Source organism: Staphylococcus sp. FSL W8-0774 (assembly GCF_038006785.1).
GTDB classification, from domain to species: Bacteria; Bacillota; Bacilli; order Staphylococcales; family Staphylococcaceae; genus Staphylococcus; species Staphylococcus pasteuri.
The window spans coordinates 794,841-820,845 of sequence record NZ_JBBOVW010000001.1 but is presented as its reverse complement, the minus strand read 5'-3'; the positions used below and the strand labels follow the sequence as shown (position 1 = coordinate 820,845).

The 26,005-nt window shown below is 31.4% G+C and carries 29 protein-coding genes and 1 riboswitch; of the genes, 4 read left to right on the top strand and 25 right to left on the bottom strand.

Translation table 11 applies throughout. The features are described from left to right. Nucleotides 1-13: 13 nt before the first annotated feature. The 6 genes from NSQ15_RS03930 to NSQ15_RS03905 form a co-directional block, all read right to left on the bottom strand. Complete coding sequence (locus NSQ15_RS03930; RefSeq protein ID WP_070452937.1) at nt 14-508, bottom strand: PH domain-containing protein; 495 nt, start codon at nt 506-508, stop codon at nt 14-16. Further along, complete coding sequence (locus tag NSQ15_RS03925) at nt 495-2,027, bottom strand: PH domain-containing protein (RefSeq protein WP_070452939.1); 1,533 nt, start codon at nt 2,025-2,027, stop codon at nt 495-497. The genes NSQ15_RS03930 and NSQ15_RS03925 overlap by 14 nt, the downstream gene beginning before the upstream one ends. After that, a complete protein-coding gene (locus NSQ15_RS03920) occupies nt 2,020-2,493 on the bottom strand; it encodes a PH domain-containing protein (protein ID WP_029056193.1) in 474 nt (157 codons plus the stop codon). The genes NSQ15_RS03925 and NSQ15_RS03920 overlap by 8 nt, the downstream gene beginning before the upstream one ends. Nucleotides 2,494-2,698: 205 nt before the next feature. Beyond that, a complete protein-coding gene (cshA, locus tag NSQ15_RS03915) occupies nt 2,699-4,228 on the bottom strand; it encodes a degradosome RNA helicase CshA (protein WP_017636747.1) in 1,530 nt (509 codons plus the stop codon). Between the two features lie 300 nt (nt 4,229-4,528). Then, nucleotides 4,529-5,890: a UDP-N-acetylmuramoyl-tripeptide--D-alanyl-D-alanine ligase gene (locus tag NSQ15_RS03910; RefSeq protein WP_340746953.1), complete on the bottom strand. Its 1,362-nt coding sequence runs from the start codon at nt 5,888-5,890 to the stop codon at nt 4,529-4,531. A gap of 15 nt (nt 5,891-5,905) precedes the next feature. Continuing rightward, nucleotides 5,906-6,976 carry a D-alanine--D-alanine ligase gene (locus NSQ15_RS03905; RefSeq protein ID WP_029056190.1) on the bottom strand — a complete coding sequence of 357 codons (1,071 nt, stop codon included), beginning with the start codon at nt 6,974-6,976 and terminating at the stop codon, nt 5,906-5,908. A gap of 371 nt (nt 6,977-7,347) precedes the next feature. Between NSQ15_RS03905 and NSQ15_RS03900 the strand changes: the two genes are divergently transcribed. Further along, on the top strand, nt 7,348-8,538 hold the full coding sequence (locus tag NSQ15_RS03900) for an FtsW/RodA/SpoVE family cell cycle protein (RefSeq protein ID WP_046466910.1): 1,191 nt from the start codon (nt 7,348-7,350) through the stop codon (nt 8,536-8,538). Between the two features lie 134 nt (nt 8,539-8,672). Here NSQ15_RS03900 and NSQ15_RS03895 read toward each other — a convergent pair whose 3' ends face one another. The 3 genes from NSQ15_RS03895 to csoR form a co-directional block, all read right to left on the bottom strand. After that, nucleotides 8,673-8,810: an Lmo0850 family protein gene (locus tag NSQ15_RS03895; protein ID WP_017636751.1), complete on the bottom strand. Its 138-nt coding sequence runs from the start codon at nt 8,808-8,810 to the stop codon at nt 8,673-8,675. Nucleotides 8,811-8,947: 137 nt separating this feature from the next. Then, nucleotides 8,948-9,154: a putative copper chaperone CsoZ gene (csoZ, locus tag NSQ15_RS03890; protein ID WP_070452945.1), complete on the bottom strand. Its 207-nt coding sequence runs from the start codon at nt 9,152-9,154 to the stop codon at nt 8,948-8,950. Nucleotides 9,155-9,164: 10 nt separating this feature from the next. Continuing rightward, nucleotides 9,165-9,458 (bottom strand): copper-sensing transcriptional repressor CsoR, encoded by a 294-nt coding sequence (gene csoR / locus NSQ15_RS03885; RefSeq protein ID WP_017636753.1) that lies wholly within the window; start codon nt 9,456-9,458, stop codon nt 9,165-9,167. Nucleotides 9,459-9,646: 188 nt separating this feature from the next. Here csoR and cls point away from each other — a divergent pair, with 188 nt between their 5' ends. Continuing rightward, the gene (gene cls, locus NSQ15_RS03880) at nt 9,647-11,131 is read left to right on the top strand and encodes a cardiolipin synthase (protein WP_070452947.1); all 1,485 of its coding nucleotides are present in this window, start codon (nt 9,647-9,649) and stop codon (nt 11,129-11,131) included. A gap of 99 nt (nt 11,132-11,230) precedes the next feature. Further along, nucleotides 11,231-11,875 carry an HD domain-containing protein gene (locus NSQ15_RS03875; protein WP_217194204.1) on the top strand — a complete coding sequence of 215 codons (645 nt, stop codon included), beginning with the start codon at nt 11,231-11,233 and terminating at the stop codon, nt 11,873-11,875. Between the two features lie 39 nt (nt 11,876-11,914). Here NSQ15_RS03875 and yidC read toward each other — a convergent pair whose 3' ends face one another. The 7 genes from yidC to NSQ15_RS03840 all read right to left on the bottom strand — a co-directional run bounded on the left by yidC (nt 11,915) and on the right by NSQ15_RS03840 (nt 17,679). Next, nucleotides 11,915-12,784, bottom strand: a complete 870-nt coding sequence (gene yidC, locus NSQ15_RS03870) for a membrane protein insertase YidC (RefSeq protein WP_017636756.1) — start codon at nt 12,782-12,784, stop codon at nt 11,915-11,917. A gap of 88 nt (nt 12,785-12,872) precedes the next feature. Beyond that, nucleotides 12,873-13,514: a thiamine phosphate synthase gene (gene thiE / locus NSQ15_RS03865; RefSeq protein WP_017636757.1), complete on the bottom strand. Its 642-nt coding sequence runs from the start codon at nt 13,512-13,514 to the stop codon at nt 12,873-12,875. Beyond that, on the bottom strand, nt 13,515-14,306 hold the full coding sequence (gene thiM, locus NSQ15_RS03860) for a hydroxyethylthiazole kinase (RefSeq protein ID WP_070452950.1): 792 nt from the start codon (nt 14,304-14,306) through the stop codon (nt 13,515-13,517). Continuing rightward, complete coding sequence (gene thiD, locus NSQ15_RS03855) at nt 14,299-15,120, bottom strand: bifunctional hydroxymethylpyrimidine kinase/phosphomethylpyrimidine kinase (RefSeq protein ID WP_340746952.1); 822 nt, start codon at nt 15,118-15,120, stop codon at nt 14,299-14,301. The genes thiM and thiD overlap by 8 nt, the downstream gene beginning before the upstream one ends. Next, nucleotides 15,113-15,802, bottom strand: coding sequence for a thiaminase II (gene tenA, locus NSQ15_RS03850; protein ID WP_017636760.1), 690 nt, complete (start codon nt 15,800-15,802; stop codon nt 15,113-15,115). Before tenA ends, thiD begins: the two co-directional genes overlap by 8 nt. A 76-nt stretch (nt 15,803-15,878) precedes the next feature. Next, a riboswitch (TPP riboswitch) is annotated at nt 15,879-15,978 on the bottom strand. Nucleotides 15,979-16,160: 182 nt separating this feature from the next. Then, nucleotides 16,161-16,889 carry a transglycosylase family protein gene (locus NSQ15_RS03845; RefSeq protein WP_029056185.1) on the bottom strand — a complete coding sequence of 243 codons (729 nt, stop codon included), beginning with the start codon at nt 16,887-16,889 and terminating at the stop codon, nt 16,161-16,163. A 406-nt stretch (nt 16,890-17,295) separates the two neighbouring features. Then, nucleotides 17,296-17,679: a single-stranded DNA-binding protein gene (locus tag NSQ15_RS03840; RefSeq protein WP_340746951.1), complete on the bottom strand. Its 384-nt coding sequence runs from the start codon at nt 17,677-17,679 to the stop codon at nt 17,296-17,298. A gap of 185 nt (nt 17,680-17,864) precedes the next feature. On the opposite strand from NSQ15_RS03840, the gene NSQ15_RS03835 reads away from it, so the two are divergent. Beyond that, a complete protein-coding gene (locus tag NSQ15_RS03835) occupies nt 17,865-18,305 on the top strand; it encodes a YwpF-like family protein (RefSeq protein ID WP_017636763.1) in 441 nt (146 codons plus the stop codon). 58 nt (nt 18,306-18,363) lie between these two features. Here NSQ15_RS03835 and fabZ read toward each other — a convergent pair whose 3' ends face one another. The 9 genes from fabZ to NSQ15_RS03790 form a co-directional block, all read right to left on the bottom strand. Next, nucleotides 18,364-18,804: a 3-hydroxyacyl-ACP dehydratase FabZ gene (gene fabZ / locus NSQ15_RS03830; RefSeq protein WP_002451649.1), complete on the bottom strand. Its 441-nt coding sequence runs from the start codon at nt 18,802-18,804 to the stop codon at nt 18,364-18,366. Nucleotides 18,805-18,839: 35 nt separating this feature from the next. Then, on the bottom strand, nt 18,840-20,105 hold the full coding sequence (murA, locus tag NSQ15_RS03825; RefSeq protein ID WP_017636764.1) for a UDP-N-acetylglucosamine 1-carboxyvinyltransferase: 1,266 nt from the start codon (nt 20,103-20,105) through the stop codon (nt 18,840-18,842). 111 nt (nt 20,106-20,216) lie between these two features. Then, on the bottom strand, nt 20,217-20,450 hold the full coding sequence (locus tag NSQ15_RS03820; protein WP_017636765.1) for a DUF1146 family protein: 234 nt from the start codon (nt 20,448-20,450) through the stop codon (nt 20,217-20,219). A gap of 150 nt (nt 20,451-20,600) precedes the next feature. Further along, a complete protein-coding gene (locus NSQ15_RS03815) occupies nt 20,601-21,002 on the bottom strand; it encodes a F0F1 ATP synthase subunit epsilon (protein ID WP_017636766.1) in 402 nt (133 codons plus the stop codon). 19 nt (nt 21,003-21,021) lie between these two features. Beyond that, a complete protein-coding gene (gene atpD, locus NSQ15_RS03810) occupies nt 21,022-22,434 on the bottom strand; it encodes a F0F1 ATP synthase subunit beta (protein WP_017636767.1) in 1,413 nt (470 codons plus the stop codon). Between the two features lie 21 nt (nt 22,435-22,455). Further along, complete coding sequence (atpG, locus tag NSQ15_RS03805) at nt 22,456-23,322, bottom strand: ATP synthase F1 subunit gamma (protein WP_017636768.1); 867 nt, start codon at nt 23,320-23,322, stop codon at nt 22,456-22,458. Between the two features lie 30 nt (nt 23,323-23,352). Further along, nucleotides 23,353-24,861 (bottom strand): F0F1 ATP synthase subunit alpha, encoded by a 1,509-nt coding sequence (gene atpA, locus NSQ15_RS03800; protein ID WP_017636769.1) that lies wholly within the window; start codon nt 24,859-24,861, stop codon nt 23,353-23,355. A 22-nt stretch (nt 24,862-24,883) separates the two neighbouring features. Beyond that, a complete protein-coding gene (locus NSQ15_RS03795) occupies nt 24,884-25,423 on the bottom strand; it encodes a F0F1 ATP synthase subunit delta (RefSeq protein ID WP_124760864.1) in 540 nt (179 codons plus the stop codon). Continuing rightward, entirely contained in the window at nt 25,423-25,944 is a 522-nt protein-coding gene (locus tag NSQ15_RS03790; protein WP_340746950.1) for a F0F1 ATP synthase subunit B, read from the bottom strand. Before NSQ15_RS03790 ends, NSQ15_RS03795 begins: the two co-directional genes overlap by 1 nt. Between the last annotated feature and the right edge of the window lie 61 nt (nt 25,945-26,005).

Sequence of the window (26,005 nt, the reverse complement as noted above, 5' to 3'; positions counted from 1 at the left end):
CTACATTACTTTTTTATTTTACATCATATTGATTATTATTTTGATTATTTCGTCTTTCTTTAATTAATCGTTTTATTTGCTGAGCATTCTTAATATTTATTAAAGACATTTCAGAATTGCCACCAGCTGTTGATAAAGTAATTGTTGCAAGGTTATATTTCCTCATTATTAAACCTTCATTAACATCAATATTCTGAATTCTAAAGAAAGGAATGATATTCGTATTTATGAAAAATATACCTGTTCTAACATGGATTTCATTTTCATCAATTTTATATCTAAAGTTTTTATATCTAAATATAGGAATGATTATCAATGCTAAAACACAGCATATAATAAACAATACAATTTCTCCAATTATTAGTGACCAAGAGTCTGATATATGAAAGAATTTCCAGTTTAAAACTAAAGTAATAATGAGAATAACAAAGAGTATACTTAACCATATTAGATTAGCCATTATCATCACTTTTTTAGCTTTATCATCCATATAATTATAATTCGACATGTTGGTCACCTCCTACATACCAAGATTTTAGATATTTAATTGTTTTTTCATCCTTAAATTTTAACCCTATTGATTGATGACTGGCTCCTTTTGCAATTAAAAATGCAAAATTGCCAAGTTGATTTCTAATTAAAAGTGGATGTGCATCAATTTCCATACCTATGATTTTGTCATATTTTACATAATATCTTTTGATACTGAATAAATTTGATTTTTGAATTGTTAATTCATCATTTTTAAGCTTTAAGCCTGATAATTTAATATAAATTAAAGCTTGTATAATTAAAGCTATAATGATAATACCTATAAAGAAAAATGACCATGCAGACCAAAAGTAACTGCCTATTATCCCAATGATAACTAATATGATAGATGGAATTAAGAAATGTCTATGAAATCCTTTCCATGGCATACCTAAATTTGCAGTTTTAAACGCCATTTCAGGTATTAAATCATGAATAATCTCATAAGCCATTTTGCGCTTTATAAAAGGAATGATCATTATTTCACCATCACTACTAGTGTCGTCTTCAAGTTTTTCATCAATATCACTAGTTATTAATACGTGTATAGCTGTAAAACCGAATAATTTTCTAATATAAGATTGACGTTCAATAACAGCTTGTATGCGATTTGTAGGTACAGTTATATTCTTTTTTGTTAATAATCCATATTGAATTTTTAATTGATGTCCTTCTTGTGTCATGGTGTAACCATAATATCTAATTAAATTGATTAATGCCCCCACTATGTAACTTAATATCAAAATCAATCCTACTACTATGCTTATTACAATCGCTATAGCATTAGCAAAACTGAATAATTCATTTGTAATTCTATTCCATGGAATAAGATTAGAAAAACTACCTACAATTGGTGAAATAGTCGCTAATGCAACTCCTATAGCTCCGCTTGATAAAGACATTAATATTAAATTTTTAAATGATAATTTAAACACGCGTTTTCGTTGACCTGGCATATCATTTTCAAAATTCCCTTGAATGTTATCGACGCTTGAATCCACATTTAAATAAGAAACAAGATTAACATCCTTTTCATCATTATTACTTAATTGATTTTGTATGTCTTTAATTGTGTTTTCTATTTCAATACTTTGTGTTTTTGAGATGGTTGAAAGTTCTAAACCATCACTAGGTGTTTTTATCTGTAACTGCACACCACCAACAATCTGATTAATTATATCTTGAGAAGTGTCTACAGATTGAATACGACTTATATCTAATTCTTTACGTTCTTTATTAAATATTCCTGTAGTCAATATGAAATGATTGTTCTCTATCCAATACCGAGTATTATATACTTTTAAAATTTGACCAATAAACGATATTAAGAAAAAGATAGTTAATAATGCGGGAACAATATATTCACGTAAATTAGTAAAATCAAAATCTTTAAAATTAAAAACTAAAAAGATAATGATAACTATAAAATTTTGTTTGAAAGCTTCTATCAATCCGGAAACATATGATATCGGATGCAATTTTTGCGGACTATACATCATATTCTGCTCCTCTCAATTGACTAAATATCTGTTCTTGTATAAATTCTGCTTCTTCTTCGGATACAAATGGAAGTTCAAAACTATGACCAGCAGAAACAAATGTTATTTCATTAATTTTAAACTTTCTCGCTAAAGGATTAGTATTTATTTGTAAAAATTGTAGTCTTTCAATTTTAGAAATATCTTGATGTTTAAAGAAAAAAGTTGACTTAACTTCTATGACATTATTTTGAATTCTATAAAATAAATAATTGTATTTAAGTAAAGGACTTGAAATCAATCTAATTAAACTTACGATCCATAACACTATGTATATGTATATAATAAAGTGCCACCAATTAAATTGATACCAAAGATAAAAAAGAATAGCATAGATAATTATTTCAATAATAAAACTGAGTCCCGCTGTTAAGAAGTAGTATGTTAAAGCATTTTTTGGACTTTTATGAAATGTACTATTCATTAATTTAGCTCCTTTATAATTTTTAACCACATTATAGCATAGTCAATTTTTCTTCTAAATGTCGCTTCATTTTTATTAACGTTCATCACTTAAAAATTACTTTTATTTTCTATTCGCCAAGACAAAAGTAAGAAGCACACAATTAATTTAAATTAATTGTGTGCTTCTTTAGAAAACAAATTATATATTGAGTATTGATAAATTTTTATTTTTGATGGTCAGCGAATGTGCGACCTTTCATTGTTTTGTTTGAGTTTTGAGATGATTTATCTTTACGATCAAACTTTTTATTATTATTTTTCTTTGAAGAGAAACCTTTTGATGAACGTCTATTTTTATTATCGAATTTACCGCCACCACGTTTATTATTGCCTCTTCTAGAATTATTATTTCCTTTAGAGTTACGTCCTTTACGTGATAATGGTTTTTCGAATGTTAATTGAACTTCTACTTCATCGTTTGCTTCAACTAATTCTTGTAATAATGATGCAACTAGTTCAACATCGTTATACTCTTCAAGTAATTCACTTGAAATTCGTTGTAAACGTGGTTCGTTTTCTTTAGACATCCAGTTTTGAACTTTTTCTTTGATGTCATCTTCACGTGCTTTTAAGACTTCTTTACGATGGGGTGGTCTTAAAGCATTCATTCTTCTATTGTTAGCATCTTCGATTTGACGAATATAATCCATTTCAATTGGATTCACAAAAGTAACAGCGATACCTTCTTTTCCGGCACGACCTGTACGACCGATTCTATGAGTATAGCTTTCAGTATCTTGTGGAATATCGAAGTTATAAACGTGACTTACGCCTGAAATATCTAATCCTCTCGCTGCTACGTCTGTTGCAACTAAGATGTCGATTTGATCATTTTTGAATTTTTTCAATACTTCTAAACGTTTAGCTTGAGTAATATCACCATGTAAACCTTCAGCTTTATATCCTTTAGATAATAATGCACTTGTTAATTCATCAACACGGCGTTTTGTACGTCCAAATACAATTGCCAATTCTGGTTGATGTACATCTAGGAAGTTTGTGAAAGTATCGAATTTTTCTAATTCTTTAACAATTGTATAATATTCGTCGATTTGAGGATCTGACATTTCATTATTCATTGTTTTAATAATTTTAGGTGTTTTCATAAATTGTTGTACTAAAGTTTGGATAGCTTTAGGCATTGTTGCTGAGAATAGCATCGTTTGACGTTGCTCAGCTGGAATTTTATCCATAATAAATCTCATATCGTCGATGAATCCCATGTTCATCATTTCATCAGCTTCATCCAAAATAAGTGTATGAATATCATTAGTTTTTAATGTACGTCTATTTAAATGGTCAATAACACGTCCTGGAGTACCAACAACAATTTGTGGACCTTTTTTTAGTGCTTTAATTTGACGTTCGATTGGCATACCACCAAATACTGTAACGACTTGTACATTTTGACCTTTACTAAATACTTTTAATTGCTCTGCAACTTGCATCGCTAATTCTCTAGTAGGCGCTAGAATTAATGATTGAACACCTTGTTCTCCAACTACCTTTTCAATTAAAGGTATTCCAAACGCACCCGTTTTACCAGTACCTGTTTGGGCTTGTCCAAGGATGTCGTATCCTTCTAACGCATAAGGGATACTATCTTTTTGGATAGGAGTTGGCTCTTTAAACCCCATTGATTCAAGTGTTTGAACCGTTTTATCCGAAATCCCTAGTTCTTTAAAATTTTGCAAAATAATTCTCCTTTTACCTGTTTATTTCTCAATATACTTATTTGCATATATGTTCATTTATGTTTTATCAACTTCTTAATAGTACCACCTAACATTTATTATAGCAATAAAGCAGTTGGTATATAGTGGTGAATAATGACTCTTAATTATGAAACATTTCCTTTTAAAATGGTGACATGCATATATTGAAAGCGTTCCATAAATATATTTTATTTTTTAAATAAAAATAGTAAGACTACTATGTTATTCCCATTTAACTTAGAAATTAACATATGTCTTACTATTGGAATGTAATACTTTTTATTTAATTAGTGCATCGACTACATCTTCTAATTTCATGCCTCTTGAGCCTTTAATTAAAACTTTATCATTTGGTTGAACGATATCAGTAATATGAGAAATAAGTTTATTTTTATCTTCATAATGATAAGCCTCGCCCACAAATTGTTTGCCTGCACTATGAACAAATGCCGCTTCTTTACCAAACGTAAATAATTGGTTGACATCTTTATCGTGTAAATAATTTCCAACTTCTTCGTGCATTTGTTTACTATTGTCTCCTAATTCTAGAACATCACCTAGTACTAACAATTTGCGGCCTTCCATATTACTTAATGTATCTATTGCTGCTTTCATACTAGTCGGGCTAGCATTATAAGCATCATTGATAACAGTTATATGGTTCTCAGTTTCATGTCGTTCCATTCTCATACCAGTTAACTTAACGTTTTTTATATTGTTTTGAATGACGTTATAGGATAAACCTAACTCTTGTCCTACAGCAATTGCTATAGCTGCATTTTTCATATTATGAATACCTAAAATGGGTAATTCATAATGTTGTTCTTGATTTATTGTAAAAGCAATACCTTCAGTTGAAACGTTATCATCAACTTGACACACTAATGTATTATCTTGTTCTAAACCAATACTTATACATTTAGCTTGTTTAATTTTATCAACATGAGGTTTTAAAAGCGGTTCATCGCCATCATATATAAATGTGCCTTGTGCTTTAAGACCAATAGTAATTTCTGATTTAGCTTGAGCAATACCTTCACGAGAACCTAAATCTTGCATATGTGATTCCCCAATATTAGTAATTACTGCGATATCCGGTTCTGCAATTGAAGACAATAATTCTATTTCATGGAAACCTGACATGCCCATTTCTAAGATTGAAATTTCAGTATCTATATCTAAATCTAAAATGGTTAAAGGCATTCCAATTTCATTATTATAGTTTCCTTGTGTCTTTTTCACTTTATATTCTGTATTTAAAACACTCTCTATCATGTCTTTAGTTGTCGTTTTACCATTTGAACCAGTAACTGCAATTACTTTTGGATTTACATGTTTTAAATAAGCTTTAGCCAAATCTTGTAATGCATTTAATGTATCTTCAACCCAAATAATTGGGCCATTTACTTGTTCAGGCGGTGTAAAATCTTTTTGATAAAATGATGCACCTGCACCATCATTAAGTGCTTGTTCAACGAAACGATGACCGTCTACATTTTCGCCTTTAAAAGGTATAAAGAGCATACCTTCTTTTATCGCTCTGGAATCTATAGTGACACCATGAATGGAATGATCAAGATATTGTTCATCTATATCACAATCAATCCATTCTTTAATTTGTTTTAACGTTACGTTTATCATCTAAAGCAACTCCGTTTAATCGATTTTATATTTATTTTTCTTTTTATCTTCGTGTCGTTCTTTAGCTAAGCTTATTAATTTAGAAATTAAATCAGCATAAGATAAGCCCATATTCTCCCATAAACTTGGATACATACTAAATGAAGTAAAGCCTGGCATAGCGTTTGTTTCGTTAATATAAATTTGATTGTCTTTTGTAACAAAGAAATCCGCACGTACTAACCCTGAACAATCAGTTGCTTTAAAAGCTTCTAAAGCCATATTTCTTAATGTCATTTGAACATCTTGATCTAAGTCAGCAGGGATTTGTAATTGAATTTTACCGTCTTTGTATTTTGATTTGTAATCATAGAATGCAACATCTTTAACTACTTCACCAGGCCAAGTAGTTTCTGGATAGTCATTACCTAAAACAGCTACTTCAATTTCTCTTGCGTCTATTCCTTGTTCAATAACTAACTTACGGTCGAATTGGAAAGCTTCTTCAATACCTGATTTTAATTCTTCTTCATTATTACATTTGCTTATACCAACACTTGATCCTAAGTTTGCAGGCTTAACAAATACTGGGTAAGTTAATTTGTCATTAACTAATTTAAGAATATTATTTTCATATTTTTCGTATTCACTTCTTAAGAAACTTATATATGGTAATTGAGGTAAACCTCTATGTTCAAATAATTGTTTCATTACTAATTTATCCATTGAACTTGAAGCTGCTAATACCCCATTACCTACATATGGAATATCCAGTACTTCAAATAAACCTTGGATTGTACCATCTTCACCATTAGGTCCATGTAATAATGGGAATACAGCATCGTATGATTTGCCTAAACTACCATTGCTTAACAATTGTGAAATTTCTCCTGTTGGAATGTCATTAATACGTAATTCATCAGTTGATTCAATATGATGAGTAATATTATCTTGTTTTTTCCATTCGCCATCATTTGTTATATAAATAATATCTACTTGATATTCATTTTTATCTATTGCATTTAATACATTTTGGGCAGTTAAAATAGAAACATCATGTTCTGCACTTTTTCCTCCATAAACGATACAAATATTCTCTTTTGTCATTTCGTTTTCCTCCAATAAACGCTCATCTTCAGCGTTATATCATTTTAAAATTTTCACTATTTAATTATATGTATTTAGTCTATACATGCACTTCTCTGAAACTTAATATTATCATATTTGCTATGACTTTTGCATTTTATAATATAATAATGTAACGAGTATCTCTGACGAATTAAATAACCTTTCTAAACCTTGAACTAAACTTCACATTAACTTTTCAAAAATAAGGAATCGTTTTCAAACTTGATATTCTAGCAAATTTCAAAAAAGTCATGTAAAATCGTTATATAAATATGGATAAAATATTGATGCCTACATCTTAGATGAGACAAAAATAATTATCTTATAACGTGTTATAAAAGGAGTAAAATATGAAATATTCATCCCGTCAAGAGCCTAACAAACATTGGCTACTTAAAGTAGACTGGATATTAGTAGCAATTATTACATTGTTAGCAATATTTAGTGTCGTATTAATTAGTTCTGCCATGGGCGGCGGACAGTATAGTGCTAACTTTAGTATCAGACAAATCATGTACTATATTTTAGGTACTATAATGGCTATTATCATTATGTTCATTTCACCTAAAAAAATAAGAAATTATACATATTTGCTTTACACAATTTTCTGTATTTTACTGGTAGGTCTATTAATATTACCCGAAACAGCTATAACACCTGTGATTAATGGCGCTAAAAGTTGGTATAGTTTAGGACCTATAAGTATCCAACCATCAGAATTCATGAAAATTATTCTTATATTAGCATTATCAAAAGTAGTAGCACGTCATAACCAATTTACGTTTAACAAGTCATTTCAATCTGATTTAATGTTATTTTTCAAAATCATAGGTGTATCGATTATTCCTATGGCATTGATTTTATTACAAAATGACTTAGGTACAACTTTAGTTATTTGTGCAATTATTGCAGGCATCATGTTAGTCAGTGGAATCACTTGGAGATTGCTAGCGCCTATCTTTATTTCAGCAATAGTTATTGGTGCTTCTATAATTCTTGCTATTATATTTAAACCTTCTTTAATAGAAAATTTATTAGGTATAAAGATGTATCAAATGGGACGTATTAATTCATGGTTAGATCCCTATTCATATAGTAGTGGAGATGGTTATCATTTAACTGAATCGTTAAAAGCTATTGGTTCAGGTCAATTATTTGGTAAAGGTTATAATCATGGTGAAGTCTATATTCCTGAAAACCATACCGATTTTATTTTTTCAGTAATTGGAGAAGAAATGGGCTTTATTGGTTCAGTTGTACTTATATTATTATTCTTAGTGTTAATTTTTCATTTAATTAGATTAGCTAGCCGAATTAATGACCAATATAACAAAGTATTTATTATTGGATATGTATCTTTAATCGTATTCCATATATTACAAAATATTGGTATGACGGTTCAATTACTTCCAATAACTGGTATCCCATTACCATTTATAAGTTATGGTGGTAGCTCACTTTGGAGTTTAATGACAGGTATTGGTGTTATTTTAGCTATCTATTACCATGAACCTAAAAAATACCAATCTATTGAAAAGTAACAGAATACACAAAAAATAGAGTCAAATCCTATAAACAAGGACTGACTCTATTTTTAAATAAAAAAAGACGCCATTTTTCAATGACGACTTCATCTCACAATTAAAATGCGCTTACTGACCTAAATCCAATTCACTTATTTACATTCGTGACTGATTTGTTTTGTTGCAGGCAATGTATTAATAATGTCTAAACGAGATTTAGTTTTTTTAATATTTACACCTAACGATGATAATAAATTAACCACATTTTGAATTTTCTCTGAATTCTTCACTAATAACACCTCGTTTGGTTGACTTCATATACATCATACCCCAAACAACATCACTTTACTACATGATTTTAAAAATTTATTATAATCTTTAACTTTTATAACTTAAACTTAGTCATATTAATATATAATACTAATGATTAATAAAGCACTTTAAATCCAGAATCATAAATTTCTTTTTCGATACTATTTAAATTAGCAGGTGTCTCAAATTCAACTGAAATGTGACCATTGCTTAAATCTACATTTGCATCATATACACCTATCATTTCCTTTAATATTGTTTCCATTTTGTTACCTTGTTCAGTCGTTTTGATTCCTGAAGTATAAACGATTTTTTGTTGCACTTTATTTCCCTCAATCTTTCATTAATTTTTGAAAAGTTACAAGTAACTCTTCCATGGCTTCTTCTTGATGACCATTATTGACTTTTTCAGTTATACAACTCTTCATATGTTGTTCTAATAATTTAGTAGCTACACTATTTAAAGCTGAACGTGTTGCTCTAATTTGTGTTAAAACATCATCACAATAAACATCTTCTTCTATCATTCGGTTGATAGCACGAACTTGTCCTTCAATTCTATTTAATCTTGATTTCAAATTTGTTTTAATTTGTTCTGAGTGATGTGCATGATCTTGTTCTGTCACTTTCGTCACCTCTTAAATGATTTCCATTTTATCCTACTTCTCTATAACAAATTAGTCAATTGTAGCCCTTTCAAATCTCTCAAAAGTATAATGATAAATATATGACTTCATGGTACAATTATATAGTTAAAAACTTTTTTAAAAGATTTTATTTTTACTAAAAATATAAAACAATAAGGAGGCATTTTATGTTCGAAATATTCACTATGACACTTGCTCAATCTAACCTCATTATTAATATTGTTTTGATTGGGGCATTTGTATTAAATTTGGCCTTCGCTTTTACAATTATATTTATGGAAAGACGCACTGCTAATTCAATATGGGCTTGGTTATTAGTTCTAGTATTTTTGCCTCTATTAGGTTTCATATTATATCTATTGTTTGGACGTCAAATTCAAAGAGACCATATTTTCACATTAGATAAAGAAGATAAAGTCGGACTTGAAATGATTGTGGATGAACAACTTGAAGCGATTAAAGATAAAGATTTTTCAAAAGGAAATCACCAAATCGTTAAATTTAAAGAAATGGTTCAAATGTTGTTATACAATAATGCCGCATTCTTAACGACAGATAATGAAGTTGAAATTTATACAGATGGTAATCAAAAATTTGATGATCTACTAGAAGATATTAAAAATGCTAAAGACTATATACATATACAATACTATATTTTTCACAGTGATGAATTAGGTAAAACGATTTTAAAAGCATTAGAAGATAAAGTTGAATCTGGCATTGAAGTTAAAATGCTGTATGACGATATGGGGTCAAGAGATTTAAGAAAGAAAGATTTAAAGTCTTTCAGAGAAAAAGGTGGCCATGTAGAAGCATTTTTCCCTTCTAAACTTCCCTTAATCAACTTGCGTATGAATAATCGTAATCACCGTAAAATAGTTGTTATAGATGGCAAAATAGGTTATGTAGGCGGATTTAATGTTGGTGATGAATATTTAGGTAAATCCAAAAAATTTGGTTATTGGAGAGATACTCATCTCCGTGTCGAAGGTGACGCAGTTAATGCACTACAATTAAGATTTATACTTGATTGGAATTCACAATCTACACGTGACAATATTACGTATGAAGAACGCTACTTCCCCGATGTTAATTCAGGTGGAACTATAGGTATACAAATTGCCTCTAGTGGACCTGATGAGGAGTGGGAACAAATTAAATATGGCTATCTCAAAATGATTTCTTCAGCCAAAAAATCTATATATATTCAATCACCGTATTTTATACCTGATCAAGCATTTTTAGACTCTATAAAAATTGCTGCCTTAGGTGGCGTTGAAGTAAATATTATGATACCTAATATGCCAGATCATCCCTTTGTTTTTTGGGCAACTTTAAAAAATGTAGCATCACTACTCGAAGCTGGTGTTAACGTTTATCAGTATAATAATGGATTTTTACATTCAAAAACATTAATTATTGACGATGAAGTTGCTAGTGTTGGTACTGCAAATATGGATCATAGAAGTTTCACACTTAATTTCGAGGTAAATGCCTTTATATATGATGAAGGTATAGCTAGATCACTAAAACAAGCTTTTATTGAAGATTTAAAGGTATCAGATCAATTAACAAAAGAAATTTATGAACAACGTAGTTTATGGATTAAGTTTAAAGAAGGTATTTCTCAATTATTGTCTCCAATTTTATAGGAGGTATTTAGCCCTAAAGATAGATCATAATCAAAGTTAACCTGAGACGTAAAAGTGTGAAAGTCTCAGGTTTCATTATGAAATGGAAAGGATGTCTGTATGAAAGATGAAGAACGAATCAGTCTAGCTAGCCAGTATATGGAATCATTTCATAAAACTGACTATAGCGGTCATGACATTGCACATGTTTATAGAGTACATTCAATGGCAAAACATATTGCTTACAATGAAGCTATCAGCAACACTTTAATAATCGAATTAGCCAGTCTTTTACATGATACTATTGATGCAAAATTAGTAGATACAACGTCGGCTAAACAACATTTAAATCAATTTTTAGATAAACTTGAAATAACTCATTCAGATCAATCTCATATTCTTCATATCATTGAAAATATGAGTTATAAAAATGGTGCTAACAATCATGTTGAATTAACAGTAGAAGGACAAGTTGTTAGAGATGCTGATCGTTTAGATGCTATTGGTGCCATAGGTATAGCTAGAACTTTTCAATTTGCAAGCCACTTTAAAGAACCAATGTGGACTGAATCTAAATTACCCAAAAATTTTAATGATGATACTTTATCCACTTTATCACCTTCAGCAATTAAACATTTTTACGAAAAATTATTTAAATTAAAAGATTTAATGCACACGAATACTGCTAAACAAATCGCTATTCAACGTCATGATTTTATGGAACATTTTGTTTCACAATTCTTATCCGAGTGGCATCAATTATAGAAAAAAAGCGACAAATCATTGATTTGTCGCTTTTTATTATTATTTTTTATTTTTTTTGGATACTACTTGAGTATTTTTACCTTTTTTATTTGATGACTTACCGTCTTGATCAAATTTTTGTAGTAAAGGTTCAACTTCTTTTTTAGCAAGTTTAGAATAGTACATATTAGCAAAGTGTGTTTGCACAACTAAGAATGCCGCACTGACTGACCAATATAAACCTAATGCTGAAGCAGAACTTAATGAAATCCAAATAATCATAATTGGTGACACAATCATCATCATGTATCCCATTTGACGTTGTTCTTGAGGCATTGTTTTACTTGATACATAAGCTTGGATAAAGTATAAAACACCTGCAATAATAGTAATCCAAATATCTGGTTTAGTTAAATTAAACCATAAGAAATGTGGATGTACTGATAAACCACTAACTAATTTATCTTTTAGAACAAAGTATAATCCCATGATAATCGGCATTTGAATGAGCATTGGTAAACAACCAAGCATACTCTTCATTGGATTCATATCATATTTTTTATAAACTTCCATTAATTCTTGGTTAGCAGCCATTTTCTCTTCTTGAGTACGAGCACGCTTAACTTTTTCCTGAATACCATCTACTTCAGGTTTTGCAACTTTCATTTTTTCACGCATCATATGACTATTTTTATAGTTTGATAACATGAATGGTAGTAACACTAAACGTATAACTATTACTAAAATGATAATAGCTAAACCATAATCATTGTTTAAAACATCGTTACCTAACCACTGTAATAAGTGTTTCATAGGTTCAACGAACGTATTATAGAAAAATCCACTACGAGCTCCAGGTTTAGAATAGTCACAGCCTGCTAAAAAGACCATTAAACCTAAAAACAAAGGTAGCAACGCTTTTTTCTTCATTTTTCCACCTCTATTGTAATATTCACATAGTTTTTATTCTATCATACTCATACCATGGTATAAAACAAAAAGTGGAAAAAATTAATGATTAATTGAAATATTTCTTAAATTCATTAACAGTGTTGTCAATATTCTGGCTTCTACTTATAGCTGAAATAATTGATATACCGTCTGCATTAGCATCTGCAATAGATTTAACATTTTCCTCAGTAATGCCACCAATTGCAACTATTGGAAATGCACCAATTCTTTGTCTTAACTGTTTAATCATCTCTGGACCAACTGGTTCACTTGCATCACTTTTTGAAGGTGTATTAAACATAGGACCTACACCTATGTAATCAACATTTGTTAAATCAGACGTTTCATATTCACTTATATTACCAACACTAAGTCCGATAATTTTGTCTTGAAAGTCATAGGCAAAAGCTTTCACGTCTTCATCATCTTGTCCTACATGTATACCATCAGCATTAATTTTTTTTGCTAGTGATACATCATCATTAACAATAAAAGGTACATGATAAGATTGACATAATGATTGTAATTCTTTTGCTAATTTCTCTTTTTCATTATCTTTCAAAGCATTCTCGCCCTTTTCTCGAAACTGAAACATAGTTATTCCAGCCTCAAGTGCTTGGGTTAAAACAGTTTTTATTGATTTTTGTTCAGGTATATCTTGAGTTCCACAGATAAAATATATTTTTAATTGTGACGCTTTAAATTCCACCTAATCAACCTCTTCTTTTTTAACATATTTTTCACAAGTCTTATAATCGAGTAAATACATTTGATCTAATAATTCAGGTAAAAATGAACCCGGACCTTTTACTTTATCTTCACTTGCAGCAATTTCACCTGCTATATTATAAAAGCTTACTGCTTCGACAAGCGTTTCATGTTTAGGTTTAGTATTTCTGAATAAGAAACTCGCAATGATACCACCTAATAAACAACCTGCACCTGTAATTTTAGCTGACATAGATGAGCCATTTGAAAGTTTTGTCATTTTATTATCTTGCATCACAATATCATGTTCACCTGTAATTACTATAGCAGTTTGATATTTTTTATATGCATCATTTGCAATGTCTAATACATTTAATTCACTGTCTCCATCTGTACCTTTCATTGTTGTATTTGAATCGACTAGTGTTAAAATTTCAGAAGCATTTCCTTTGATTACAGATACATCCACTTCGTCTAAAAAGCGTTTACAAAAATCTTTTCTATACTGTGATGCTCCAACTGCGACTGGATCAAAAACAATAGGAGTTTCTAATTCGTTAGCAATTTTACCAATTTTTATTAAATCATCTTCATTATTATGTGTAAGAGTCCCAATATTTATGAGCAAACCACCCGCAACTTGATAGAAATCTCTCGCTTCTTCAGGTGCTTCACTCATTGCTGGACTTGCACCTATACTTAATAACCCATTAGCAGTAAAATTTTTTACAACATCATTGGTATAACAAACGATTAGTGGATTTTCATTTCTAAGTTTTTCTAAATTATTCATCATCTAACCCTTCTTTCTTAAGATATGCGAAGTGATTAACAGGGCCACGACCTTTACCTATCTCTGGTGTGTATTTGATACTTAATGAAATAAATTTTTTAGCTTTTTCTACCGCTTCATATATAGAGCGACCTTTGGCTAATTCTGCTGTTATTACTGCTGAAAATGTACAACCAGTACCATGTGTATGTTTAGTGTCAAAACGTTCATCTTCAAATGTATAAACACCATCTTGCGTAAACAGAAAATCTTTAGCATTATTTAAATCTGCAGAATGCCCGCCTTTAATAACTACGCCCTTACTTCCAATTTCATTAAGAAAGATATTACCTGCTTTACGTATATTTTCTTCTGTATCAATCTTGATACCAGTTATTTCTTCAGCTTCTGGTATATTTGGAGTAACGACATCTGCTAATGGCAATAAAGTATCTTGAAGTTTTTGTTTGGTTTCATCATCCATAAGAGAGTCTCCACTTTTAGCAAGCATAACTGGATCAATAACATATGGAATTTCGGGATATTGTCGTAAGTAACTTTGTACTAAATGCATTGTATCTTCAGTTGCAATCATTCCTGTTTTAATTGCATGAGGTAACTCATCATTAAATATACTTTCTAATTGTTCTTTTACCCATGATGTCTCAAGATTATGAATATGCTGAACCCCTAATGTATTTTGAGCGACAATATTAGTTATTGACGCCATGCCATACACACCACAAGAATGGAATGACTTAAGATCTGCCATAACACCTGCTCCACCTGTTGGGTCTGTACCAGCAATTGTTAAAGCTATTTTAGGCTTATTCATATTTATCACCTCGATAATTCCATTTTTCATCTATATAAGCCATATTGAAAAAGTTTCTCTCATGTAGTGTACTTTGCAAGAAGTTCTCTTTAATTTCATTTTTTTCATTTTCAGTACATTGTTGAGTTAAACGATCCATCAAGTCATCAAAGACACGGACTAATTCATCCATTTCTGTACTATAAAATTCAAACCAATCAACTGTTTTTTCATCACGATTTAAATTTTGATCTTGCATTGCTCTTTTAGCAATAACGGCATAAACATAAGGGCATGGCGCCATTGCAGCAATCGTATAAGCAGCGTTTTCATGTGCATAAGCATTATAATACATATGTTTGATGTAGTGATCTCCACTTGGTGGCCATACTTTTTCTTTAACAATTTCATCATATGGTTCATTTATGAAAGCAGCTAAAGATTCATGAGCGGCCACTTCACCTTCTAACATAAATTCTATTTGATCAACTAAAAATTTCACATCTTCTAATTCTGACATTTTAGGTATCAATAATGCATATAAATTAGCAAATTCCTTTAAATACGAAGCATCTGCACGTAAATACTGTCGAACGGCTTGTTTCGATAATTCACCATGCAATAAATCTTGAATAAAACCATCGTTGTAAATATCTTCAATAATTGGTTCTGCAGCTACCCTTAATTCTTTAGAAAAACTCATCACAAATTGCCTCCTTGAAATAAAAAACTACTTCCCAAATAGGAAAGTAGTTAATATCAAGGTTAATATGCGCCTTTAATAATAAATACTACTTTCCTACGTTGGTGCTAACCAAATCAGGTTGTAAGGGTCTGAATAAAATTCATCTCAGCCATAAGGCTCCCCTAGTAGTTTTCTTTTTAATTACTGTCATATATAACATTAGCAAAATAAATACATGAAATCAATTATCTAAAAGTTTCATTTATTAATTTAATAAAAATTCATAGACAATTGAAATTTCCACGTTTTTAAACTAAGTCATTTTTATGATAAAAAAATTCACCCTATCAAAATAGGGTGAAAGAAATATCTTATATTATGCAGTTACCCATTGGCTTGGGCCAGCTGTATCATATAATTTTTGAGCTGCAGCGTCTTGAACATGTTCAGGAGCACTTGAAGCTGGTTGACCTTGATATTCAGATGGAGCTACTGAATCCCAAGTTGATTGTAAGAATTGATACTTACCTGAAGCACCAGTTGATGGGTTTGTAGCATGAATGTCGCCACCTGATTCACGTTGAGCGATTTGTTTTAAGTGATCATTTACGTTTACTGATGAACCACTTGAAGCTTCGCTTGAGCTTGATTGATTATTTGAAGTAGTTTCTTGTTGTGGTTGTTGAGTTTGCTCAGTTTGTGGTGCTGAAACTTGTTCAGGTTGAGCTGATTTTGATTGTTGTTGATTGCTTACTTCTTGTGCAGAAGTTTCGTTAGTTGATGCTGAAGCTTGTTCACTTACATCTTGTTGTGGTTGAGCTTGAGTATTTGAAGCTTCAGTTGATTGACCAGATTGGTGATAATCCCATGAGAAGTTTGTACCATCTGATTCAAAGTGATAAGTGAAACCATTGTAATCGAATGTATAGTTATAAGCACCTTCTTGGATAGGGCTTTCGTTTAATGTTTGATCGTTTGATTGAGCTTTTTGAGCTAATTCTGCTTCATTAATATTTGCTTCGCTTGCGTGTGCGTCGTGTCCAGCATTACCTGCTACAACGCCTAATCCTACAGCTAGTGATGATGCAATAATTGTTTTTTTCATTATTAAAAAATCCTCCTAAAAGTGATTTGTTTTCTTTAACTAATTTACAAATACTACTGTAACATCCATAAATTCCTTGCAGGTTACAGCCAAATAAAAATGAAAGCTAGTTTTTTACGTGCGAATTACATTATATTTTAGTGTAATTTTAAATTTTATCCTTTATGAAAACTGCCATGACAGTTTATATAATACATGTGTCTGTGATGTGTTTGTAATACAATTGAAATCTATCAGATAATTCTGACGTGAATTGAATCAATTTTCCTGTATAAACTAATAAATAAACGACCTTTTTTAATATTAATTTAAAAAAGGTCGCTCGAGTATAATTGAAAGATGATAATTTATATTAAGATAGGATAAAGTATAAATAATTGGGAGTTATTGAATAATTAATGGATGTCTAACCTATATTAAAGAGTTCATTTGACTCTTCATCATATTCGTTAGAGAGGATATTGGATTCTTTTGCCTTAGAGGACATAAATTTAATTGTTTCTACATATGGTTCTGTTACAAAATGAGTCTGGTTATCTTTTTCATATTTTCGCGATCGCATTTGACCAGTTATTCCTACTAGTGAACCTTGATGTGTATATTTTTCAATGTTACTTGCAGTTTTGCCAAAAGCTTTACAATATAGATAATCGCATGCAATCTCATTATTTTGATCTTTATAATTTCTTTCAGTAGCTACACAAAAAGTTGCTACTTTATTACCGTCCTCCTTTTCATAAATTTGGGCATCTTTAGTAAGTCTGCCAACTATAACTATTTTGTTTAACATGTGTCACCTCCTCTTACCTATTATAATAATTATTTCTCTCATTACCGTCAAAATGCTATTTTTTCAAAATATATAGCTATTTACCCTTAATTTTTGATATATTTAAAGAAAATAATCAAAAATTGTATACTCCAATTAAAAATAAATCATTTTTTGTAAATATAAAACAAATGGGAAGTGACTTTATGAAGACATTTAAAGCTGTACGTTTTCAAATCGTAAGTGAAAACGGTGGTGTGACTGAATATGAGTTAGAAGATGGTGTCATTATTAATAAAGAAGGTAGTGGCACTGGTTGGTTACTAGAAATTGTAATTTCAAATGAACATTATCACACGTTTAAAGACTATATAGATAATGATAAATTATTAGATATTCGTGTCGTAATTACTAGACCTGCAAATGATCCTGCATTATTTGATGCCACTGTTAAAAGTGTTAAGCAATTTGATAAAACAATGTCAGTCGTATTTGAATGCCATATCTATACTTTACGTCAAGTTTATGCCGAAAGTTTATTAGAAGAACTTGTCGATGATGGATTAACTGGTGAAGAATTGAAAAAAACATTCAACCGTATGATGCAATCTAAACCTAAACTTAAAGATGAAAAATTTGAAAGATAATGACGCATATTAAAAGCCTACAGTCAGAATATCCTGATTGTAGGCTTTAGTTTATGATTTATTTTGCATCTTGTATTGCAAATGTTAGTTCACAACTACAAGCCAATTGGCCATCTACAGTTGCTTTTGCAGTTCCTTTACCAATTGGTCCTTTAATTTTAGTTATTTCTACTTCTAACATTAGTGTATCTCCTGGTGTAACCTGTCTTTTAAATCGACATTTATCAATACCTGCGAATAAAGCTATTTTACCTTTATTTTCTTCACTGTTTAACATTGCTACTGCACCAGTTTGAGCTAATGCTTCAGTAATTAATACACCAGGCATAACAGCGTAATCTGGAAAATGCCCTTGGAAGAATGGTTCATTACCTGAAACTTGTTTTAATCCAACGCAACGTTTACCTTCTTCGTATTCAACTACTCTATCTATTAATAAAAATGGTTGTCTATGAGGGATGATTTGTTTTATTTGATTATAATCGAAAATTGTTTCCATGATGTTTAAACCTCCATATTTGAATGAAAAATTAATTAATCATTAATGCGTTCGATATCTGCACCTAATGATTTTAATTTACCATGTAAGTCTACATAGCCTCTGTCTAAGTGTTTTAATTCAGTTACTTGTGTTGTTCCTTCTGCAACTAAACCAGCTAAAATTAATGCAGCAGCCGCTCTTAAATCAGTCGCTTTAACTTGTGCACCTTGAAGATTGCTTTTACCTTCAATTTTAGCACTTCTACCTTCTACATCGATGTTTGCATTCATTCTACGAAACTCAGCAACGTGCATAAATCTATTTTCAAACACTGTTTCTGTGATTACTTTGTGACCATTTGCAGTCAATAGTAAAGCCATCATTTGAGATTGCATATCTGTAGGGAATCCTGGATGTGGTAATGTTTTAACATCTACTGGGTTTAAATCTCCATCAGCAGATACTCGGATACCATCTTCTAAATATTCTAAGTTAACTCCCATTTCTTCAAGTTTATAAACTAAACTAGACATGTGTTCTTTGATTGCGTCACGTACAATGATGTCTCCACGAGTGATTGCGCCAGCGATTAATAATGTACCTGCTTCAATTCTATCTGGAATAATAGAATGTTCTACACCAGTTAAATGATCGACACCATGAATTGTAATCGTATCAGTACCTGCTCCAGTGATTTTACCGCCCATTTCATTGATATAATTAGCTAAGTCAACAATTTCTGGTTCTTTTGCAGCATTTTCTAATACTGTTTTTCCTGAAGCTAATGAAGCAGCCATGATTAGGTTTTGAGTACCGCCTACACTTGGAAAATCTAAATGTATAGAAGCACCTTTTAAACCATCTTTAGCATTTGCATAAATATTTCCATTTTCTAAATGAATTTCTGCACCTAATGCCTCGAATCCTTTAATATGTTGTTCAATTGGACGACTTCCAATTGCACATCCACCTGGTAAAGCCACTATTGCATGGCCTAAACGAGCTAATAAAGGTCCCATTACTAAGATACTTGCACGCATTTTACTCACATATTCATATGGTGCTTCTTCATTTAATGTATTAGTAGCATCAACTACTACCGCATTTTCTTCTTTTTTATACGTAACATCAGCATTTAAAGTTGATAATACGTTGTTTATAGTTTCTACATCGCTTAATGCTGGTACATTTACTAATTTACTAGTACCTTCTGAAGCTAATAATGAAGCTGTTAATACAGGTAAAACTGCATTTTTAGCACCTTCTACTTTAACTTCACCTTTTAGTTGGTTACCACCATTAATTACTATTTTATCCATCTTAAATCCTCCACTTAAATCTCCTAGTTATTTACATTTCCCTACTATATAAAATTTATCATTCAATAATATATTATATCCGTTTTTCATTATGAAAAAACTAAAAAAGAACTATTTCATTATATATTTTAATTGAGTGGAAAACTGTAACAAATCAATTATAAAATTACTAACACTAGTACCTAATAATATAGCAAAAAATATCATGCATATTTGAATTTGTTTCGTATAACCTTTTTTAAAAAATTGATCGAGGCGAATTGCATTTAATGCCCAGTAAGCTATACATATACATATCACATGTAAAATTAAATGTATTATCGCAAATTGTCCTAGATAATCCATATTTTACTCCTTAGAATTGATTACTGTATAACATTGTACATGAAATAACATAATAATGATACTACTATTAACTGCAAAAACAGAAGATTTGTATGTATATTAAAAGGCTTGGAAATACCTTAAATGGTGAATTTCCAAGCCTTTTATAATTTATTTAAGTTCAGCCACACGTAAACGGTTATTTGCACGTTCTAACGCTCTTTTGGCTCTATTTATGTCACTATTATCATCATTATCTAAATGTGATTCTGCTCTTGCTTTCGCTAATTTAGCTCTTTCAACATCGATTTCAGTAGCAGTTTCAGCTGTTTGGACAATAATTGATAGTTGATGTTGTCTAACTTCTACAAACCCATCACTAACAGCTACATATTCATTTCCATTATGAAAATTCACTTTTACGTAGCCAGTTTTTAATGCAGAAACGGTTGGAATGTGTCCATTCATCACACCCATTTCGCCAGCTGTAGTTTGTAAAACAGCTAGTTCTACATCATCTCGTTCATAGATAGAACCATTAGGAGTGACAATTTCTAGGCTTAATGTATTCATTATCCATACCTCCTAATTATTAGACTTCAACACCCATGTCTTTAGCCTTCGCAATTACATCTTGCATGCTACCTACTAAACGGAATGCATCTTCAGGAATATGATCATATTTACCTTCTAAGATATCTTTGAAATCAGCTACAGTTGTTTTAACTGGAACATAAGATCCTTTTTGACCAGTAAATTGTTCAGCAACGTGGAAGTTTTGTGATAAGAAGAATTGAATTCTACGTGCACGTTCTACTGTTTGTCTATCTTCTTCAGATAATTCATCCATACCTAGAATCGCAATAATATCTTGTAATTCTCTGTATTTTTGTAATGTAGATTGTACATCACGTGCAACTTCATAATGCTCTTGTCCAACTATTGAAGGTTCTAATGCTCTAGAAGTTGAAGCTAATGGGTCAACAGCTGGGTAGATACCCATTTCTGTTAATTTACGCTCTAAGTTTGTAGTTGAATCTAAGTGAGCAAATGCTGTTGCTGGTGCTGGGTCAGTATAGTCATCGGCTGGTACGAACACTGCTTGAATAGATGTTACAGAACCTTTATTTGTAGACGTAATACGTTCTTGTAATTGACCCATTTCTGTAGCAAGTGTAGGTTGGTAACCAACGGCTGAAGGCATACGACCTAATAACGCTGATACCTCTGAACCTGCTTGCGTAAATCTGAAAATGTTATCAATGAATAATAAAACGTCTTGTCCTTGTTCATCACGGAAGTATTCTGCCATTGTTAAACCAGATAAAGCAACACGCATACGTGCGCCAGGTGGTTCGTTCATTTGACCAAATACCATTGCTGTTTTCTTAATTACGCCACTATCGCTCATTTCATAGTATAAATCATTACCTTCACGAGTACGTTCACCAACACCCGCGAATACTGAAATACCACCATGTTCTTGAGCAATATTGTTAATTAATTCTTGAATTAATACTGTTTTACCTACTCCGGCACCACCGAATAATCCAACTTTACCACCTTTAATGTAAGGTGCTAATAAATCTACAACTTTAATACCTGTTTCAAGAATTTCTACTTCAGTAGATAATTCATCAAATCCAGGTGATTGTCTATGAATAGGATCACGACGAACTGAATCATCAAGTTTTTCTTCTAAGTCAATCGTGTCGCCTAGTACGTTAAACACTCTTCCTAGTGTTTCGTCACCAACAGGTACACTAATGTCTTTACCTGTATCTTTAACATCCATGCCTCTTTGAACACCATCAGTTGAATCCATTGCGATTGTACGAACAACGTCATCACCTAATTGTAGTGCAACTTCTAGTGTTAAGCTAACTGTTCCTTCTTCTTTTGGAACTTCAATAATAAGGGCATTATTAATATCAGGGACTTCGTTATGTTCAAAACGAACATCAATGACAGGACCCATAACTTGAGTTACACGGCCAATTCCCATGCTATTTTCCTCCTTTTAATTTTATTCAAGTGCTGCCGAACCACCAACAATTTCAGTGATTTGTTGTGTGATTGCTGCTTGTCTAGCTCTGTTATATTCTAATGATAAGTCATCAATAAGTTCTGTAGCATTATCAGAAGCATTTTTCATTGCAGTCATACGTGATGCATGCTCACTTGCTTTAGCATCTAAAATCGTACCATATATTAAACTTTCAACATATTGCGGTAAGATGACGCTTAAGATAGATTCTTTATCGGGTTCAAATTCATATGTAGACATATGACCATGACCTTGACTTGAATCTTCTTGAGATAATGGAAGAACCTTTTTAGTAGTAGGTTTATTTTCTAATACACTGACATAATGACTATAGTAAATATTCAATTCATCAATATTTTCTTCACTATATAAATCAATTGCGTGTTTTGCTAGCGCTTGAACAGATTTAAATGAAGGTTGGTCTGGTAGTTCAACTAATGAATTTTCTATTTCGTAGCCTCGTGTTTTAAGGAAGTCAACACCTTGTTGACCTAAAACAACAATGCTATATTCACTACTATCATTATGCTTTTCTTTGATGTCACTTATTAATTTTTTAAGAACGTTGGCACTATAAGCACCCGCTAATCCTTTATCACTTGTTATGACAAGATAACCACTACGTTTTACATCTCTTTGACGAAGCATAGGATGGTTTGAATTCTTGTTAGAACCAGCTACTGCTGTAATAGCATCTTGCATTTTATCCATATAAGGCTTGAATTGTTTAGTATTGTTTTCAGCTCTACGTAATTTAGAACTTGAAACCATGTTCATCGCCTTAGTGATTTGTTTCATCTTTTTGGTTGATTTTATACGTGTATCTATTTCTTTTAGAGAAGCCACTATCTCACCACCTTTAATTACTATTCTTTATTATTCTGATTTACTAAAGCTTTTTTTGAATTCGGTAATTGCAGAATCAAATTTATCAGCATCTGGTAAAGCACCAGTTTCTCTGATTTCAGAAAGTAATTCTGTCGCATTTGAAGCTGCCCAGTGGTTTAATTCATCCTCAAAACGAGTAATATCTTCAACAGGAATATCGTCTAAATATCCTTTAGTTAATGCAAAGATAATTAATACTTGGTTTTCTACAGGAAGTGGTTTATTTTGATCTTGTTTTAAGATTTCAACAGTACGTTTACCACGTTCTAATTTTTTAGCTGTGAATTCATCTAAATCAGAACCAAATTGAGCAAATGATTCTAATTCTCTATAAGAAGCAAGGTCTAAACGTAAAGTACCTGCTACTTTTTTCATCGCTTTAATTTGAGCAGAACCACCAACACGTGATACTGATTGTCCAGCGTTAATCGCAGGTCTTACACCTGAGAAGAATAAATCAGATTGTAAGAAAATTTGTCCATCAGTAATTGAAATAACGTTTGTTGGAACATAAGCTGAAATGTCTCCTGCTTGAGTTTCAATGATTGGTAACGCAGTAATAGATCCGCCACCTAAATCATCATTTAACTTAGCTGCTCTTTCAAGTAATCTACTATGTAGATAGAACACATCACCAGGGTATGCTTCACGGCCTGGAGGTCTACGTAATAATAATGAAAGTTCACGGTAAGCTGATGCTTGTTTAGTTAAATCATCATAAACGATTAAAACATGTTTACCGTTAAACATGAACTCTTCGCCCATTGTTACACCTGAATATGGCGCGATATATAATAATGGCGCTGGTTCAGCTGCTGATGCAGATACAACGATTGTATAATCTAAAGCGCCAGCTTGTCTTAATTTTTCTACATTGGCTCTTACAGTTGAATCTTTTTGACCAATAGCTACATAGATACAAATTGTATCTTCATTTTTTTGGTTTAAGATTGTATCAATTGCAACAGTTGTTTTACCTGTTTGACGGTCACCAATGATTAACTCACGTTGACCACGTCCAATTGGAACTAATGCATCGATAGCTTTAATACCAGTTTGTAATGGTTCATCAACTGATTTACGATCCATTACTCCAGTTGCTTTTTTCTCAACCGGTCTTGTTTTTGTTGCGTTGATAGGACCTTGTCCATCGATAGGTTGACCTAATGGATTTACTACTCGTCCAATTAGTTCGTCACCTACAGGTACTTCCATAATACGTCCTGTACGTTTAACTTCGTCACCTTCACTAATATCTGTGTATGGTCCTAAGATAACCACACCAACATTAGATTCTTCAAGGTTTTGTGCTAAACCGAGCACGCCGTTTTGGAATTCTACTAGCTCACCAGCCATAACGTCATTTAATCCGTGAATTAATGCGATACCATCACCAATTTGTAATACTGTACCAACATCTGTTACGGACATTTCTGACTCATAATTCTCAATTTGTGAGCGAAGTAATGCACTGATTTCTTCAGCTTTTATGGCCATCTATGTCACTCCTCTTTATTAATTAGTTTGCTCTTTTAAATTTACGTTGTAATTGAATAAGATCATTTTTAACACTGCCATCCATAACAGTCGTGCCGACCTTAACTCTAAAACCACCAATTAAATCTTGATTAATTTTAGTACTAACAATTACTTTAGATAAGTTTGTTTGTTGTTTAACTAGTTCAACGATTTTTGATATTTCTTCATCATTTAAATCATATGTTGATTCTATTAATGCGAAATCTTGATTGTTATGTTGATTATACTGTGATTGAAAAGCTTTAAAGACATCTTCAATGTGTGAAAGATGACGATTTTCCGCTAGCACTTTCAACATATTAACAATGTACTGATTAGCATTACCATAAACCTCATCTACAAAGTTTTGACGCTTTTGTAATGTAAGTTTAGGATTGCTATCAATGGCTTTTAAATCATTAATGTAATCGAATGAAGAATGGCTAATTGTTTCTAATTCTTCATAAATGCTATCCAATTGATTTGTATCTGCAGAAACATCAAACAATGCTTTTGCGTATTTGTCAGCGATTTTTGTCATTATTTATCGCCTGCCTCTTTTAGATAATTTTCAACTAATTCTTTTTGATCTTGCTCTGAAATTTCTTTTCTAAGAACTTTAGAAGCAATAAGAACTGATAATTCAGATACTTGGTTATTAATATCTGCAATGGCACGTTCTTTTTGACTATTAATTTCGCTTTGAGCAGTTTCAATCATGCCATTAGCTCTAACGTTTGCTTCATGAATGATTTCTTCATGTTGTTTACGTGCTTGAACTTTCGCATCTTCTAGAATTTTTTGAACTTCATCTTGAGTTTCTTTAAGTGTCTGTTTATTTTCTTCTTCAAGTTTTTGTGCATTTAACTTAGCTTGTTCCGCATCGTCGATATCTTTGTTGATATCACGTTCACGTTTATCCATTATTTCTTTTAATGGACCCCAAGCAAATTTTTTCAATAACGCTAATAGGATAATGAAAGTAACAATTTGAACTATCACTGTTCCCCATTCAACGCCTGAAGCTGCACCGATAACGAACATATTAGCTGTTGCAGTCACGGGATCATGACACTCCTTTCGTCAAAATAATCATTAAGCAATAAAAAATAAAACGAACGGC

Bases quoted from the DNA above. Each gene is read 5' to 3' on its own strand.
- NSQ15_RS03930 (WP_070452937.1), bottom strand. From the start codon at position 508: ATGTCGAATTATAATTATATGGATGATAAAGCTAAAAAAGTGATGATA.
- NSQ15_RS03925 (WP_070452939.1), bottom strand. From the start codon at position 2,027: ATGTATAGTCCGCAAAAATTGCATCCGATATCATATGTTTCCGGATTG.
- NSQ15_RS03920 (WP_029056193.1), bottom strand. From the start codon at position 2,493: ATGAATAGTACATTTCATAAAAGTCCAAAAAATGCTTTAACATACTAC.
- NSQ15_RS03910 (WP_340746953.1), bottom strand. From the start codon at position 5,890: ATGATAAACGTAACGTTAAAACAAATTAAAGAATGGATTGATTGTGAT.
- NSQ15_RS03905 (WP_029056190.1), bottom strand. From the start codon at position 6,976: ATGACAAAAGAGAATATTTGTATCGTTTATGGAGGAAAAAGTGCAGAA.
- NSQ15_RS03900 (WP_046466910.1), top strand. From the start codon at position 7,348: ATGAAATATTCATCCCGTCAAGAGCCTAACAAACATTGGCTACTTAAA.
- cls (WP_070452947.1), top strand. From the start codon at position 9,647: ATGTTCGAAATATTCACTATGACACTTGCTCAATCTAACCTCATTATT.
- NSQ15_RS03875 (WP_217194204.1), top strand. From the start codon at position 11,231: ATGAAAGATGAAGAACGAATCAGTCTAGCTAGCCAGTATATGGAATCA.
- yidC (WP_017636756.1), bottom strand. From the start codon at position 12,784: ATGAAGAAAAAAGCGTTGCTACCTTTGTTTTTAGGTTTAATGGTCTTT.
- thiM (WP_070452950.1), bottom strand. From the start codon at position 14,306: ATGAATAATTTAGAAAAACTTAGAAATGAAAATCCACTAATCGTTTGT.
- thiD (WP_340746952.1), bottom strand. From the start codon at position 15,120: ATGAATAAGCCTAAAATAGCTTTAACAATTGCTGGTACAGACCCAACA.
- tenA (WP_017636760.1), bottom strand. From the start codon at position 15,802: ATGAGTTTTTCTAAAGAATTAAGGGTAGCTGCAGAACCAATTATTGAA.
- NSQ15_RS03845 (WP_029056185.1), bottom strand. From the start codon at position 16,889: ATGAAAAAAACAATTATTGCATCATCACTAGCTGTAGGATTAGGCGTT.
- NSQ15_RS03840 (WP_340746951.1), bottom strand. From the start codon at position 17,679: ATGTTAAACAAAATAGTTATAGTTGGCAGACTTACTAAAGATGCCCAA.
- NSQ15_RS03835 (WP_017636763.1), top strand. From the start codon at position 17,865: ATGAAGACATTTAAAGCTGTACGTTTTCAAATCGTAAGTGAAAACGGT.
- fabZ (WP_002451649.1), bottom strand. From the start codon at position 18,804: ATGGAAACAATTTTCGATTATAATCAAATAAAACAAATCATCCCTCAT.
- murA (WP_017636764.1), bottom strand. From the start codon at position 20,105: ATGGATAAAATAGTAATTAATGGTGGTAACCAACTAAAAGGTGAAGTT.
- NSQ15_RS03820 (WP_017636765.1), bottom strand. From the start codon at position 20,450: ATGGATTATCTAGGACAATTTGCGATAATACATTTAATTTTACATGTG.
- NSQ15_RS03815 (WP_017636766.1), bottom strand. From the start codon at position 21,002: ATGAATACATTAAGCCTAGAAATTGTCACTCCTAATGGTTCTATCTAT.
- atpD (WP_017636767.1), bottom strand. From the start codon at position 22,434: ATGGGAATTGGCCGTGTAACTCAAGTTATGGGTCCTGTCATTGATGTT.
- atpA (WP_017636769.1), bottom strand. From the start codon at position 24,861: ATGGCCATAAAAGCTGAAGAAATCAGTGCATTACTTCGCTCACAAATT.
- NSQ15_RS03795 (WP_124760864.1), bottom strand. From the start codon at position 25,423: ATGACAAAAATCGCTGACAAATACGCAAAAGCATTGTTTGATGTTTCT.